General features: G+C 60.8%; 11 protein-coding genes and 3 tRNA genes. 3 read left to right on the top strand and 11 right to left on the bottom strand.

What is annotated here, in order from left to right; all coding sequences use genetic code 11:
• Positions 1 to 32 precede the first annotated feature (32 nt).
• Entirely contained in the window at positions 33 to 1829 is a 1797-nt protein-coding gene (locus AC3E6W_RS07235; protein ID WP_490652719.1) for an alpha,alpha-phosphotrehalase, read from the top strand.
• A 142-nt stretch (positions 1830 to 1971) separates the two neighbouring features.
• Here the strand turns inward: AC3E6W_RS07235 and AC3E6W_RS07240 are convergent, their stop codons facing one another.
• From AC3E6W_RS07240 to AC3E6W_RS07280, 9 genes are all read right to left on the bottom strand, one after another.
• Positions 1972 to 2937 (bottom strand): ABC transporter substrate-binding protein, encoded by a 966-nt coding sequence (locus AC3E6W_RS07240; protein WP_490652795.1) that lies wholly within the window; start codon positions 2935 to 2937, stop codon positions 1972 to 1974.
• A 5-nt stretch (positions 2938 to 2942) separates the two neighbouring features.
• Complete coding sequence (locus AC3E6W_RS07245) at positions 2943 to 3641, bottom strand: ABC transporter permease (protein ID WP_490652720.1); 699 nt, start codon at positions 3639 to 3641, stop codon at positions 2943 to 2945.
• A gap of 3 nt (positions 3642 to 3644) precedes the next feature.
• A complete protein-coding gene (locus tag AC3E6W_RS07250) occupies positions 3645 to 4424 on the bottom strand; it encodes an ABC transporter permease (RefSeq protein WP_490652721.1) in 780 nt (259 codons plus the stop codon).
• Entirely contained in the window at positions 4421 to 5371 is a 951-nt protein-coding gene (locus AC3E6W_RS07255) for an ABC transporter ATP-binding protein (protein ID WP_490652722.1), read from the bottom strand. Before AC3E6W_RS07255 ends, AC3E6W_RS07250 begins: the two co-directional genes overlap by 4 nt.
• A gap of 257 nt (positions 5372 to 5628) precedes the next feature.
• Positions 5629 to 5701 (bottom strand) — tRNA-Phe (locus AC3E6W_RS07260).
• A gap of 73 nt (positions 5702 to 5774) precedes the next feature.
• Positions 5775 to 5848: transfer RNA gene (locus AC3E6W_RS07265), tRNA-Asp, on the bottom strand.
• A 69-nt stretch (positions 5849 to 5917) separates the two neighbouring features.
• Positions 5918 to 5990 (bottom strand) — tRNA-Glu (locus tag AC3E6W_RS07270).
• Positions 5991 to 7477: 1487 nt separating this feature from the next.
• Positions 7478 to 8881: an FAD-dependent oxidoreductase gene (locus AC3E6W_RS07275; protein WP_490652723.1), complete on the bottom strand. Its 1404-nt coding sequence runs from the start codon at positions 8879 to 8881 to the stop codon at positions 7478 to 7480.
• Positions 8882 to 9159: 278 nt separating this feature from the next.
• Entirely contained in the window at positions 9160 to 9564 is a 405-nt protein-coding gene (locus tag AC3E6W_RS07280; protein ID WP_490652724.1) for a DUF2218 domain-containing protein, read from the bottom strand.
• A 391-nt stretch (positions 9565 to 9955) separates the two neighbouring features.
• Here AC3E6W_RS07280 and AC3E6W_RS07285 point away from each other — a divergent pair, with 391 nt between their 5' ends.
• Both AC3E6W_RS07285 and AC3E6W_RS07290 read left to right on the top strand, forming a co-directional pair.
• The gene (locus AC3E6W_RS07285) at positions 9956 to 11422 is read left to right on the top strand and encodes an NCS2 family permease (protein ID WP_294646779.1); all 1467 of its coding nucleotides are present in this window, start codon (positions 9956 to 9958) and stop codon (positions 11420 to 11422) included.
• 317 nt (positions 11423 to 11739) lie between these two features.
• The gene (locus tag AC3E6W_RS07290) at positions 11740 to 13188 is read left to right on the top strand and encodes an NCS2 family permease (protein WP_490652725.1); all 1449 of its coding nucleotides are present in this window, start codon (positions 11740 to 11742) and stop codon (positions 13186 to 13188) included.
• A 143-nt stretch (positions 13189 to 13331) separates the two neighbouring features.
• On the opposite strand, the gene AC3E6W_RS07295 is transcribed toward AC3E6W_RS07290, so the two are convergent.
• Together AC3E6W_RS07295 and AC3E6W_RS07300 are read right to left on the bottom strand one after the other, a co-directional pair.
• A complete protein-coding gene (locus tag AC3E6W_RS07295) occupies positions 13332 to 13760 on the bottom strand; it encodes a YchJ family protein (protein WP_314081279.1) in 429 nt (142 codons plus the stop codon).
• A gap of 183 nt (positions 13761 to 13943) precedes the next feature.
• Positions 13944 to 15371, bottom strand: coding sequence for an LLM class flavin-dependent oxidoreductase (locus AC3E6W_RS07300; RefSeq protein WP_049327388.1), 1428 nt, complete (start codon positions 15369 to 15371; stop codon positions 13944 to 13946).
• Between the last annotated feature and the right edge of the window lie 56 nt (positions 15372 to 15427).

A 15427-nucleotide genomic window follows, 5' to 3' on the forward strand; every position in this document is an offset into this window, starting at 1 on the left:
GCTGAACCCTGCATATATTTCAGAAGGTTTCTATGACACAGGCACCCACCGCATCGCTCACCCCGGCAGGCGGCAAGGACTTCGCGTCCTCCGTCATCTACCAGGTGTACCCCAAGTCCTTCTACTCCTCGGCGGGTGGCGCCTACGGCGACCTGCGCGGCGTCATCGAGAAGGTGCCCTACATTGCTTCCCTGGGCGTGGACATGGTGTGGTTCAACCCGTTCTTTGCCTCCCCCCAGAACGACAACGGCTACGACATCTCCGACTACTACGCCATCAACCCCGACCTGGGCACCATGGAAGACGTCGAAGAGATGATTGCCGCCCTCGCCGAGCACGGTGTGGGCGTCATGTTCGACATGGTGCTCAACCATGTTTCGACCGAGCACGAGTGGTTCCAGCGTGCGCTCGCCAACGAGCGCGAGTACTGGGATTACTTCTACATTCGCCCCGGTAAATACACCGAGGACGGTCAGCTGCGCGAACCGACCAACTGGGAGTCGAAGTTCGGCGGCCCCTGCTGGTCCCGTTTCGGCGAGTACACGGATGAGCACGGCACTCCTCTGTTCTACATGCACCTGTACGACCGCACCCAGGCGGACGTGAACTGGTACAACCCGGTTGTGCGCGACGAGCTGTTTAAGGTCGTGAACTTCTGGTACGAGAAGGGCGTGCGCGGTTTCCGTTTCGACGTCATTAACGTCATCGGTAAGGGTGAAGAGCTGCTCGACGCCCCCGAAGGCAGCGTGGACAAGGCACAATACACCGACACCCCGATTGTGCACACCCGTGTTCAGCAGCTGAACCGCGCCTCCTTCGGTCAGCATGATGACACCGTGACCGTGGGCGAAATGTCCTCGACCAGCATCGAAAACTGCGTGGGCTACTCCAACCCGGCAAACCACGAGCTGGACATGGTGTTCAGCTTCCACCACCTGAAGGTGGACTATGAGAACGGCGAGAAGTGGTCGAAGGTGCCGTTCCGTTTTGCCGAGTTGAAGCAGATTCTGAACGATTGGGCACTGGGCATGCAGGCCGGCGGCGGCTGGAACGCGCTGTTCTGGAATAATCACGATCAGCCGCGCGCGCTGAACCGTTTTGGTGACGTTGAGCGTTACCGTGCCGAGTCGGCAACCATGCTGGCGGCTGTGATTCACCTGCTGCGCGGCACCCCGTACGTGTACCAGGGCGAGGAAATCGGCATGATTGACCCGGTCTACTCCTCGATTGAGCAGTATGTGGATGTGGAGGCGCACAACGCCTACGCGATGCTGCGTGAGCGCGGCCTGAACGAGCAGCAGACCCTGGAGATTGTGGCGTCGAAGGCTCGCGATAATTCGCGTGTGCCGATGCAGTGGACCGCGGATCCGGCGACCGCTGGTTTCGGTTCCACGTCGCCGTGGCTGGCTCCCGCCCCGGTGCGTGATGCGGCGACCGGTGCCGGTATTTCGGTGGAGGATGAGGAACGTGACGGCGTGATTCTGCCCTACTACCGCAACCTGATTGCCCTGCGTAAGCAGTACCCGGTCATCTCTGCGGGTTCGTACGCGCCCTACGCGCTGGATCACGAGCGGGTGCTTGCGTACCTGCGTGAGCTGCCCGCTGTAGCTGAAAACGGTAGCCCGGCGCAGCGTCTGCTGGTGCTGACGAACTTCTACGGTGAGCCGACCGAGGTTGAGGTTCCGGCTGAATTCGTTCGTTCCGGTCGCGTGCTGGTGTGTAATTACAAGAATTCTGCGGTGGACTCCTCTGCTGTGTCTGATTCGGCTGAGACGGTGACGCTGAGCCTGCGCCCCTATGAGGCTCTGGCGCTACTGATTGAGGGCTAAAAGCGGTTCCGCGCCTCTCCCCTAGCCTGTGGGGCGGGATGATATAAACTGACCTGGCAATATTCTATTTCTAGAATATTCCCAGGTCGTTTTATATATACCATTCCTGTAGAGGAATTTATACGGAATATCAGGCGGAGTCTTAAAAGCCGTGCTCGTTCAGCCAGGTAGCCGCCGCCTGCGCGGGCTCCTGCTTGGAGGTGCCCGAAACACGGTCATTGAGAGTGCGCAAATCGGCGGTGATGAGCTTCGCCGAGACACGATTCAGGACCTCCGCCGCGGAGTCGGGAACTCGCGACGTATTGATAATGGGCAGCACCTGCTGAGCCAGAATCATGTTCTTCGGATCCTCCAGCACCACCAGCTGATTCTGCTCAATTGCGGGGGTGGTCGAGTAGAGGTCAACCACCTGCACGGTGTCATCCAGCAGGGCTTTGACGGTCAGCGCGCCGCCGCCGTCCGAGAGGGGTACAAACTCGGCGGGAACGCATCCGTACTTCTCTTTAAGGCCGGGGATGCCGTAGGCGCGCTCGGCAAACTCCGGGGCGGCGCCAAGCTTCAGATTCGTGCAGCGGGAGGCGAGATCTTCAAGGGTTCGCAGACCGTACTTTTGGGCGGTCTGCGCGGTAACGACGAGCGAGTCCTTATCCTCCGCCTCGGAGGCGTTCAGGGCGCGAATTTCCGCTCCTGAGTCGCCCGTCTTAAGGGTGCCAAGGGCGGCGGGTAGCGCCTGCAGAATCTCCTGCGCAGTGTTAGCTGTAGCCTTCGGGTCCAGGTAAAGTAGCAGGTTTCCGGAGTAGTCCGGGATAACATCCACCGCACCGGAGGCGAGTGCCCCCAGGTACGCCTCACGGGCGCCGATACTCAGCTGGGTGCGGGCATTGAATCCCGCCCGGGCGAGGGCTCCGGCGTAGATTTCGGCGAGGATTTGGGATTCGGCGAAGGCCGCTGAGCCGACAATGATTCCTTCGTGTTCGCCGCTGAAGACTTTGTCGCCGCTGAGCCCGCAGGCGCTGAGGATACCCGCCATGCCGAGTGCACCGGCGGCGGTGAGAGCAGTGCGACGAGATACGGTACGGCGCGAGAAGGTTTTAGGTGCCTGAATCATCGGGTTCATGCCTTCTTCCGGTTGATGGTGAGCCCCGCGGGGGTGAGCGCACGCTGAACAAGACCCATGAGCGCGTCCACGGCGAAGGCGAGAAGCGCCACGAGCAGGGTTGCGACGAGCATACGCGGGTAATCGCGCACGGCGAGCCCGTCGAAGAGGTACCTGCCGAGGGTTCCGCCGCTCAGATAGGCGACGATAGTCGCGGTTGCAATGACCTGCACGAGTGCGGAGCGGAGCCCGCCGAGTATCATGTTGGCGGCGAGCGGGATTTCGAGGCGGGTCAGAATCTGCCATTCGGTGAGGCCTTGGGCGCGGGCTGCGTCCACGAGGTCTTCCGGTACGGCGGCGAGGCCTTCGAGAACTCCGGCGAGCAGGGGTGCCGCCGCAATAATAATGAGCACGATGAGGGAGGGCAGGGTCGAGACACCCAGCCAGAGTGCCAGGATGGTGAGCAGACCGAGCGCGGGCAGCGCACGGGTGGCGGCAACGGTGCTCATGAGCAGGTTGCTGCGGCCGCGGTTGGTGCCGTAACCCGGGCGGTGGTGCCCAGCCCAGAGACCGAGAGGCACCACAATGAGTGCCGCGCAGGCGGTGGCGAGGGCGGTGACGCTTAGGTGTTCGAGCAGGCGCACGAGAATTCCGGTGCTTCCCTGCCAGTTGGCGCCGTCCATGAGGTAGGCGAAGGTTCGTTCTATGACGTTCACGGGTTATGCCTTCCTTTCGGGGCTGCAGCGGTTCGCAACCGTAGCCACCTGCCAGGGCGTAAGTGCCCTCGTCAGAAGGATAAGGAGCAGGTCGAGGACCAGTGCCAACAGCAGGCTGAGGATTACGCCAGCCAGGATCTCCGAAGGGATATTGCGCGCGAGGCCGTCGGTGAAGAGCGTACCGAGCGAGGGCACACCGATGAGGGCACCCACGGACACCATCGCAATATTTGCCACGGTTGCCACGCGGATTCCCGCCATGATGACGGGTAGGGCGAGGGGCAGGTAGAGTTCCATCAGCGCCTGTCGGGGCGTGTATCCGAGGGCCCGTGCAGATTCGTGCACGCTATCGGGTACGGAGTCGAAGGCATCCACACCGGAGCGCACCATGAGCGAGAAGGAGTAGACGCTCAGGGCAACAAGCACGTTCAGCGGGGAAATAATGGAGGTTCCCAGAATGAGCGGCATGAGCACGAACAGCGCGATCGAGGGGATGGTGTACAGCAGTGAGGAGAGGTGCATGAGGGTTCGCGCACCGATGCGGCGTTCGGAACCGCGGTCACGGCGACGGCTCGCGTAGTAGGCGACCGGCAGCGCGACGAGAGCACCAATCGCGACGGGTACGACGCCCTGGTAGAGGTGGCTGAGGGTCAGCTCGAGGATGCGCTGGCTGTTGGTGGCGACCCACTCCCAATGCATGTCGCTTGCCGCCAGGGGTGATGCCACTAGGGGCTGCGCGGCGAGAGGTGGCGCCGCCAGCACACTATTTTCTAGAAGACTCATTCGCTTTTCTCGCCTTCTGCCGCGCTATTCTGCTCTTCTCGGGAGGCGGCAAGTCGGCGTGCACGCGCCTGGCGCACCGTCTGCTCATCCAGCAGACCGGCAACGGAGCGGCTCACGAAGGAGCGCACAAAATCATCGGCGGGGCTGTACAGAATCTCTTCGGGAGTGCCGAACTGCGCGAGGCGACCGCCCTCCGCGAAGACAGCGATTGTATCGCCGAGCAGGAGCGCCTCGTCAATGTCGTGGGTGACGAACACAATCGTCTTGGCGAGGCGAGCCTGTAGGCGCAGCAGCTCTTTCTGCAGGCCGGTGCGCACCACGGGATCCACCGCGGAGAACGGCTCGTCCATCAGCAGGACGGGTGCATCGGCGGCGAGAGCACGCGCCACACCAACGCGCTGCACCTGACCGCCCGAAAGCTGGGAGGGGTAGCGCTTGGCGTACGAAGAATCCAGACCGACGACCTCAAGCAGTTCGAGGGCGCGAACCTGCGCCTCCTTGCGGGAGGCGCCGAGCAGGCGCGGCACGGTGGCAATATTCTGCGCGACGGTGCGGTGCGGCATGAGCCCACCCTGCTGCATCACGTAGCCAATGCCGCGGCGCAGCTCGTAGGGGTTCTTCTCGTGCACGTTCACGCCGTCAATGGTGATGGTGCCGCTATTGGGCTCCACCATGCGGTTAATCATGCGTAGACTAGTGGTTTTACCGCAGCCGGAGGGGCCGACGAACACGGTAATCTGCCCGGCGGGAATATACAGGTTCAGGTTCTGCAGCACCGTGGTGGGTTCGCCGGTTCGGCTCGGGTAGTTCTTGGTGATGTTCTCGAAGCGGATTCCGCCTGCGGGGTTGCTGTCAGCGGCAGAATTTTTTGCCCACGGAATTTGGGGTGAGCTCGGAATCTGAGGTGAGCTCTCCGGAGGCTGTGAGCTGGGATTCTGAGCGGTCATGGGTGCAGTGATCCTTTCTGCTGGCCATCGTGTATGTGTGTGCCTGTGCGCAGGAATTACCCGGTTAGGTTCCGGCGCGGAGCTATCTACAGGAGCTATCCGCAGCAGTGCGGTGGGTCCGTACTGTATAGAAGAAGGCAGCATCTCAGGGTTTTATTCCCAAGATGCCGCCTTTTCGACGGTTTTGCAGTATTGCAACCGCAAAGTTTTTTAAAAACAAAACCCGCCCCACTGTAGAAGCCTGGAGGCGGATTTCGTGGCTCCGACCGGCGTCGATCCGGTGACCTTACGATTTTCAGTCGTACGCTCTACCAACTGAGCTACAGAGCCTTGCGTATTTTGTTTTAGATACGCAATGACCGCGTCTTTCGATGATCTCTCATCTGAAATTACGCGGCCAGAGCGACCCCGACGGGACTTGAACCCGCGACCTCCGCCGTGACAGGGCGGCGCGCTAACCAACTGCGCTACGGGGCCTTGTTGGAATCAACAGGAGTAAATCCTACGTCATCTAACTTGGCTTTGCAAATCGAGGTGATTTGCAAGTACCCCCAACGGGATTTGAACCCGTGCTACCGCCGTGAAAGGGCGGCGTCCTAGGCCGCTAGACGATGGGGGCCTAGTCGATCGAACAGGTTCTTTGTTCATCCCGTCGTTCGAACCTCCACTAGTCTACGCCAGGTTCAAAAAGGTGCGCAAATCGTTTTGTTCGATTTTGGGTGTTTTCAAGGCCGAAATGCAGGTATTTATGCCCCATGACACCATCATTCCAACAGGTCAGAAAGGATTAAGCAGATATCAAAAAAATTTTAAATTTTCTTCAAAAACCCCTCTTGAGTGCACTTTTGAGGTTGCAAACCCCCTCCCCACTTCCCAAACCACCCTCAAATTGTCCCCAACGACTCTCCGCAAAGAGGTCGGCATTGTCCTTTCTCCGACATCCCGAACTAGAAACCCCGAGAAGATGCGCTCCCCTGTCGTGAACTCGCGGAGGGGCCAGCAAGAGGAACCCAGGAAAGCTAGAGAAAGGAGCCGGCGAGAGCTCGCGCAAACCCAAAATCCCCACCGTCCCGATCGTCTCGGCCCCCGCGCAATCCCGTGCCCCCGATGCCACCGAAAGACCCCCACCGATATTCCCCTATTTGCGGGGCGAACCCGGATTACTTTTATTCTTTTTGACATTTACCAAAAATGCACTTTGTGCATATTAAATAAAAATGGCGGTTTACCCGTCGCGCATATCAAGTATCCATCCAACAATGCACCGAGTGAAAATGCACTTTTGGTAGAAATTTACGTCTCTTGCCTCACAGTGTGCACCATAATGCAAATATTCACTCCAGGGAATACAATAAACCGGCTTGTCAGAGGCATATTTTTATAGCCGTGCACTTAAATTGAGATTTATGACGACACACAAATATAAAGATTTGATAAACCTCCAGCGATTGACAAGGCGAGATAATATCCGTCCCGAAATAGCCCCCTATATTGCTTGAAGCCCCCTCTTTGAGCACCGTACTATAGGAGACGTGAGATTACTTCCGGACCTCACGGGACTGCTTCCGATAAGTCCCAATGACGAAAGTCGCCGCACATTATTTACCGATAAACCGCATAGAGATCTAATGGGGGATCCAGCGTCAGCAGCAACGCCTGCCACGAATCACCGCGTGACGGGCACGGGCACCATCCCGTACGAAGCATGCAACCCTGGATCCTCCAACTGTGTCCCTAGCTCGCTGAGCGCGTCGATCATGCCGCGCCGCCAGTAGCATCCCAGGTTTGAATAAGTGTGCGCGGTCTACACACCGTAGGACCGCGTGCTTGTTTAGAGAGCTAATCTTGGTGTTTCTTTAGCTTTCTAGACCCCGTTAGAGGACGCGCCGCACGTGGAGCCACTGCATGGGTTCGCCGCGCGTTCAGGGTAGCCGGAGGGTATGTCCTCGAGTGTCTTCGGCACCTACCCCGCCCACCCCGCATTACCTCATGATGCGGGGTGGGTTTTCTTTAACCTCCCCCGCATCCCTGCAGAGACAAAAATCGACCCCGCACCGGCTCACGGTGCGGGGTCGATTTCTACGCTCTACGTTCTAAACGCGAGGATTACTCGCCACGAGAGATGTTAATCATCTCGTCGCGGTCCACAACCTTCACGCGAGCGCGAGGCTCACCGGCAGCGTCCTTGGATGCTGCGCCCAGTGCCTTCTCGTGGTCGTCCAGGCGGTGCCAGCCTTCCCAGGTGGTGTACTTGATGCCTTTGGAATCCAGGCAGGCGCTGAAGGTTTCGGCGTCCGGCTCGGGCGCGGTGTAGAGGTTCTCGCGGTCCTCGAGCAGGTGGGTAATGGTCTCGAGTGCGTCAGACTTGGTGGAGCCGATTAGGCCCACGGGGCCGCGCTTGATCCAGCCGGTTGCGTACAGGCCGGGAACAACCTCGCCATTCTCGTCCACGACGCGACCCTCAACGTTGGTGACCACACCGCGCTTACTGTCGTAACCGACCTCGGGCAGCTCGGAACCAAAGTAGCCGATGGCGCGGTAGACGGCCTGCACGGGGTAATCCACGTACTCGCCGGTGCCGATGATGCCGCCCTTGCCGTCCAGTTTGTTGCGCTCCATGCGCAGACCCACGACCTTGCCGCCTTCGCCGAGAATCTCGTGCGGGGACTGCAGGAAGTGCAGGTGCAGGCGGCGGGATGCGGTCTGCTCGTTGTTCTTCTGGTCTTCCAGCCAGCCGCGCAGGGTCTTCATCATGACCTTGGTCTGCGCGTTCTTCTCCATGGCTTCCTCGGAAGCCTCGTCGAACTGGAAGTCTTCCTCGTACAGGACGATGTCCACGTCGCGGGAGTGCGCGAGTTCGCGCAGCTCGAGCGGGGTGAACTTCATCTGTGCGGGGCCGCGGCGACCGAAGACGTGCACGTCGGTCACGGGGGAAGCCTTCAGACCCTCGTAGACGTTGTCGGGGATTTCGGTGACGAGCAGGTCGTCAGCGTGCTTGGAGAGGATGCGGGAGACGTCCAGGGCGACGTTGCCGTTACCGAGCACCGCAACCTGCTCAGCTTCGAGCGGCCAGGTGCGGGGGTAGTCGGGGTGGCCGTCGTACCAGGAGACGAAGTCGGCTGCACCGTAGGAGCCGTCCAGGTCGATACCCTCAATGTTCAGCGCTGCGTCGTGGATGGCGCCGGTCGCGAAGATAATGGCGTCGTAGTGCTCGCGCAGGTCGGCGAGGGTTAGATCCTTACCGTACTCGACGTTACCGAAGAAACGGATGTCGCCGCGGTCCAGGACCTTGTGCAGTGCGGTGATGATGCCCTTGATGCGGGGGTGATCCGGTGCCACACCGTAACGAATCAGGCCGAAGGGGGCGGGGTAGCGGTCGAAGATGTCGATGGCGACCTCAACGGCGCCGGTGCGGACCTCTTCGGATTTGGTGAGGATGTCGGCGGTGTAAATACCGGCGGGACCTGCACCGATAACGGCGACGCGCAGGGGGCGTGCTGCTTCAGACACGAATATCTTCCTTTCAAAGTTCACCGGCAAACGCCAGGTACGGCGTGAAGGCGCGGTGAGCTTAGTGTTCACTTCGTGCCTATTTTACCGGGCAGGAGCGCCCCTTTACGGGGAAAAGGGGACAAGCTCAGCAAATAGGATAATTTTCTATCACCTAATCTGGCCTCGGTGGAGAACCGCGGGACGGGTTGCGGGTGAGCCGCTCCGCACAGAAAACCGTCCCGCCCTCCGAGGTGCAGGAGGGCGGGGCAGGGTAACGAAGACTAGGGGGTCGGTTGCTAGGAGGCGGGTACCGCCTCGAAGGTCACGACCAGTTCGTCACGCTCACCGAAGCGGACCAGGTGGCGGTCCAGCACATCCGCCAGGTGGGCAGCCTGCTCGTCGCTTTCGGCGCGCACCTCCATGACGAGTGCGCCGTCGGTTTCGCGCAGGTCACCGTAGCCGCGGAAAATGCCGTCGCGGTTGAAGGTGAGGCGCAGGCCGTCGGGCAGTTCTGCGGTGCTGAGCTTGCGGCCCATGTGGGAGCCGAGCTGCTTGATGTAGCGTGCGGGTCGGTCGGTTGCGACAACGGCGCGCTGGCGTACCGGCAGGGATTCTGCGGCGGGGTAGTTCTCGACAGACTGGTTTTCAACAGACTGGTTTTCAGTGGGGGCAGCAGTGTTTTCCTGGGGAGTTTCAGCCACGGTGGACTCCTTCTCATCTATGCCGAAAAAGGCTCACCACACTGAACCTGGCATCCGGCGACACGTTATTTCACTTCGAAATATAACAGGCGGTTAGGGTTCACTAACCTAATAATTCGTTGATGTTCGCGCAGGGGCGAGAGATAACTACCTCTATGACGCATCCTCCCTCGACAACCTCGCAGGCACCGTGAGAAGGGCTCCGAGAGCGGTTCCAACGGCTGAAAACTACCTGAAAGTTTGCTGAACTAGCGAAGAAAATACCTTTAGCCGTAAAATATCGTGGTAACAACAGCGTCACATCCCCACTTTGCGGGACGTGACGCTTTTCTTATGCGGGCTCGGAACCCCGGCGCCCGCCCCTACTAAGAGTATCTACGGATTTTCACGAATGTCTTCTGAGAACACCGCGGCTCCCCAGAACCCCAAGGCAGAAGCCAAGGGCGCACTGGACCGTTACTTCAAGATCAGCGAACGTGGCTCCACCCTCGGCGCAGAATTCCGAGGCGGCCTCGCCACCTTCTTCGCGATGAGCTACATCGTCGTGCTGAACCCCCTCATCATCGGCCTCGGCAAGGACGCATCCGGCAACACGCTCGGCGTGCCGCAGGTCGCCGCAATGACCGCACTGGTCGCAGGTGTCATGACCATCCTCATGGGCGTCGTCGCCAAGCAGCCCTTCGCCATGGCCGCAGGCCTCGGCGTGAACGCGCTGCTGGCAACCACCATCGCCTCCACCCACGGACTGACCTGGCCCGCCATCATGGGTCTGGTCGTCTGGGCGGGTGTGCTGATGACCATCCTCGTGCTGACCGGCTTCCGCACCGCGGTGTTCAACGCGGTCCCCGAATCGCTCAAGGTCGCAATCGTCGTCGGTATCGGTTTCTTCATCGCCTTCATCGGCCTCGTTAACGCGGGTATCATCCGCCGCATGCCCGACGCAGCCGGCACCACCGTGCCCGTCTCCTTCGGCGTGAGCGGCCACCTGCTCGGCTGGCCCACCCTGGTCTTCCTCTTCGGCCTGTTCCTCACCATTGCGCTGTTCATTCGCAACGTGAAGGGTGCAATCCTCTACGGCGTGATTGCCTCCACCGCCCTCTCCATCATCCTGGAGCAGGTCGTGCCCTCCGGCAGCTCGGTTAAGTCCCCCACCGGTTGGTCCCTGAACGTCCCCGTTTGGGATTCCAGCACCAGCAAGCTGCCCGACTTCTCGCTGTTCGGTTCCGCTGACCTGTTCAGCGCCTTCGGCACCCTCGGCGGCATGGCAGCCGTTCTGCTGATCTTCACCATCCTGATTTCCGCCTTCTTCGACGCAATGGGCACCTCCGTCGGTCTCGCAACCGAGGCAGGCACCATCAAGGACGGCCAGATCGAGAACGTCGACAAGGTCCTGCTCGTGGACGCCCTCGGCTCCGTAGCCGGCGGTGGCACCTCCTCCTCCTCGAGCCAGATCTTCGTGGAGTCCGCAACCGGTATCGGCGCAGGCGCACGCACCGGCTTCGCAAACATCGTCACCGGCGTACTGTTCCTCGTCGCGATCTTCCTGACCCCCCTGGTCACCATCGTGCCCTTCGAAGCTGTTGCACCCGCAATGGTGTTCGTCGGCTTCCTGATGATTCGCCAGGCAGTGAACATCGAGTGGACCGACTGGGGCCTGGGTATCCCCGCGTTCATGACCATCATCTTCATGCCTCTGTCCTACTCCATCGCGGACGGTATCGGCGCAGGCTTCCTGTCCTACGTCTTCATCCGCCTGGTGCAGGGCCGCGGCAAGGAAGTTCACTGGCTCATGTACGTGGTTTCCGCAGTGTTCCTCATCTTCTTCGCTAACGGCCTGATTACCGGCTGGATGCACTAAACACATCGGATGCCCGCCTCCGCACATGGAGGCGGGCACCGGCAGGGCGGGGTACCGGCACCTTCGAGTGTCGGCGCCCCGCCCTGGGCTATTCTCCCCTCTACCCCGGTTGCCGATTCTGGCTATTTAGCTGGGGCCGGGGAAACACCACATCACCGACTGAACCGTCGCACACAACGCGTTTCAACGGCACGAGCCGCTCGGCGGCGCCTACAATGGTTGAACCATTGTGACGCCCGGTTATGGCCCTAGCCCGCGAGCTTCGGCGAAACCGGCGGCGCAACAGTACACACCGAACAACATCAACGGATCCTCACATGTCTGAACCTCAGAAGGCGACCGCACCCACCGGTGCGCTCGACCGCTACTTCAAGATTTCCGAGCGTGGCTCCTCCATCGCCGCAGAATTCCGCGGCGGCCTCGCCGCATTCTTCGCCATGAGCTACATCGTGGTGCTGAACCCCCTCGTCATCGGTACCGGTGCCGACGCCTCCGAACGCACCCTCGGCATCGCACCCGTCGCGGCTGTGACCGCGCTGGTTGCCGGCGTGATGACCATCCTCATGGGTGTTATCGCCAAGCAGCCTTTCGCCATGGCGGCTGGCCTGGGCGTGAATGCACTGCTCGCCTCCACCATTGCCACCACCCCGAACCTGACCTGGGCAGACATCATGGGCCTGGTCGTTCTCGCCGGTCTGATCATGACCGTTCTGGTGCTCACCGGCTTCCGTACCGCGGTGTTTGAGGCGGTCCCCGAGTCGCTCAAGACCGCGATTGTGGTCGGTATCGGCTTCTTCATTTCCTTTATCGGTCTGGTCGACTCCGGCATTATCCGCCGCATGCCTGACGCAGCTGGCACCACCGTTCCGGTGAGCCTCGGCGCGGGCGGTCACCTGCTCGGCTGGCCCACCCTCGTCTTCCTCTTCGGCCTGTTCTTCACCATCGCCCTGTTCATCCGTAACGTGAAGGGCGCGATCCTGTGGGGCGTGCTCGCCTCCACCGCGCTGTCCCTGATTCTGGAGGCGGTCGTCCCCTCCGGTTCCGTGAAGGAGTCGGCAACTGGCTGGTCCCTGAACGTGCCCTCCCTGGCGGACATGAAGTTCACCACCCCGAACTTCTCCCTCATCGGTTCCGCTGACCTGTTCGGCGCGTTCACCCACATCGGCCCGCTGGCCGCATCGCTGCTGGTGTTCACCATTCTGCTGTCCGTGTTCTTCGACGCGATGGGCGTTTCGGTTGGTCTTGCCGCCGAGGCTGGCACGATGAAGGACGGCAAGGTTGAGGACATTGACAAGGTCCTGCTCGTGGACGCTTTCGGTTCCGTTGTTGGTGGTGGCGCGTCCGGTTCGGCGAACCAGATTTTCGTGGAGTCCGCTACCGGTATTGGTGCGGGTGCACGCACCGGCTTTGCGAACATTGTGACCGGTGTGCTGTTCCTGCTGGCGATTTTCATTTCGCCGCTGGTCACCATCGTTCCTTTCGAGGCGGTTGCTCCGGCGCTGGTCGTGGTTGGTTTCCTGATGATTCGCCAGGCCGTGAATATTGACTGGACCGACTGGGGTCTGGGTATTCCGGCGTTCTTGACCATTATTTTCATGCCGCTGTCGTACTCGATTGCGAACGGTATTGGTGCCGGCTTCGTGGCGTACACTTTCATTCGCCTGGTGCAGGGCCGCGGTAAGGACGTGCACTGGCTGATGTACCTGGTCTCCGCGGTGTTCGTAATCTACTTCGGTATGGGCATCATTAACGGCTGGACTAGCTAAGTCCGCTAACTCCCGATAATCGCCTCTTTGAGGGGGCATATACGAAGAATGGCAGAATCGTTCCGGTTTCGGAATGATTCTGCCATTTCTTTATCTGCCCACCCGCACTCAGCATGTACGAGAGGCAGGGAAAGTTACGAGATTTAGCGGACGTCTCCATCCACGTAGAACCAGGCGCCGCCCACCTTCTCAAAGCGCGACAGCTCGTGCATGCTGCCCTTCACCCGCTCCTCCGCAGGGGTGCCCGGCACCGACCGGTAATACGCAACGAACTCCACCGTGCCGGAGGCGTCAAAGGGGCCGCCCGAAGAGCCCAGAATATCCAGGCGGTACCAGCGGATATCATCCTCCAGCTCCAGGGTGCTCGGGCGGGTACTCGGATGCCAGCTCGCCAACAGGTACGCCGCATCGCCAATCGCAAAGGCGGTAAAACGCGAGCGCATCAGCTGCTCCGGCGCGGGGGCGGTCAGCGTTCCGGAGGCGGCAAACTCGCCCAGGAACCTGCCGCAGCAGGCGCCGTACACCTCGCCGCTCGAGCAGGGGCAGCGGTCGTCATGATTCAGTTCAGTCATGCCAACCAGTATAGGGAACGCGCCGCGCCAAGGAAGCCCCGCGTCAAGAAAGCACAGCGGCAAGAAGGCACAGCGCAGAGAAACACCCGTTCCGCCGGGGACACTGTCCTCAGCAGAACGGGTGTTCTTGTTTTCAATCGTTAAGTTTGAGCGCACCTACACGGTTCGCATCAGCGGCACCGCTTATTCAGCGATTGCGCGAGCCGGGGTGTCAGCAGCCGAAGGCTTGCCCACGTATGCGCCGCGGTACTTAGCGGCCGGGTGGGAGTCAGCGACCTTGGTGTGGCCCTTGCCGAAGATGTTCTCGCGCAGGGTGTTGCCCTCGTACTCGGTGCGGTAGCGGCCGCGCTTCTGCAGCTCGGGAACAACGTACTCGATGAAGTCCTCGAAGGAGCCCGGGGAGACGTGGTACGCCAGGTTGATGCCGTCCAGGCCGCCCTCGTCGATCCAGCGCTCGAGCTCGTCAGCAACCTGAACCGGGTCACCAACAATGACATCGCCCATGCCGCCGAGGGTGGTGTGCTCAGCGATGGCCTTGCGGGTCCACTTCTTGTCCTTCGCCTGCAGGGTGAAGGGGGTCAGGAAGGACTGAATCGACTCGGTCTGCACGTAGTTCAGAACCTCGTCCTCGTCGAACTGGGACAGGTCAACGCCGGACCAGCCGCCGATGATAGCCTGTGCAGAGTCGAGGTTGATGTACTTCTTGTACTCCTCGTACTTTGCCTTTGCCTTCTCTTCGGTCTCATCCACGATGACGGAGAGCATTGCGAGGATCTTGACGTCGTCGCGGCTACGGCCCTGCTCCTCGGCAGCGGCGCGAATACGGTCGGTCACAACGCGGGTCAGGTCGGGACGCAGGGCGCTGATGAACACAGCCTCAGCGTGCTTACCGGAGAACTGCTGGCCACGGCTGGATGCGCCAGCCTGGAAGATCACGGGGGTGCGCTGCGGGCTCGGCTCGGTCAGGGAGATGCCGGGTACGGAGAAGTACTTGCCCTTGTGGCCAATCGGGTGGACCTTGGAGGGGTCAGCGTAGATGCCGCGCTCGCGGTCCTTGATGACTGCGCCGTCTTCCCAGGAGCCTTCCCACAGCTTGTAGCAGACGTCCAGGAACTCGTCGGCGATTTCGTAGCGCTCGTCGTGCGGGATCTGGGTGGGCAGGCCCTGGTTCTCAGCAGCCGACGGCAGGTAAGAAGTCACCACGTTGAAGCCGACGCGGCCCTCGGTGAGGTGGTCGAGGGAGGCGTAGCGGCGAGCCAGGGTGTAGGGCTGCTCGAAAGTAGCGGCAGCGGTCACGCCGAAGCCGAGGTGCTCGGTCACTGCAGCCATTGCAGAAATCTGGGTTGCGGGGTCATTCACGGGAACCTGAGCGGCACCCTCGATGGCGGGAGCGGCAGAGTTCTTGTACACGTCGTAGATGCCGACCACGTCAGCGATGAACACGGCGTCAAACAGGCCGCGCTCAAGGGTCTTAGCCAGGTCAGTCCAGTACTTGATGGTGTTGTACTCGGTTGCGCGGGAGCGCGGGTGACGCCAGAGGTCGAAGCTCTGGTGACCGATGCAGGTCATCTCGAATGCGTTAACTACGATGCGCTTCTTCTGCTCAGCCATCGATTTTCCTTTCGCGAATGATTGGGGACGATCGGGTTGTACCCTGCACCCCGCGC

Source organism: Rothia sp. SCPM-O-B-18226 (M350), assembly GCF_058213595.1.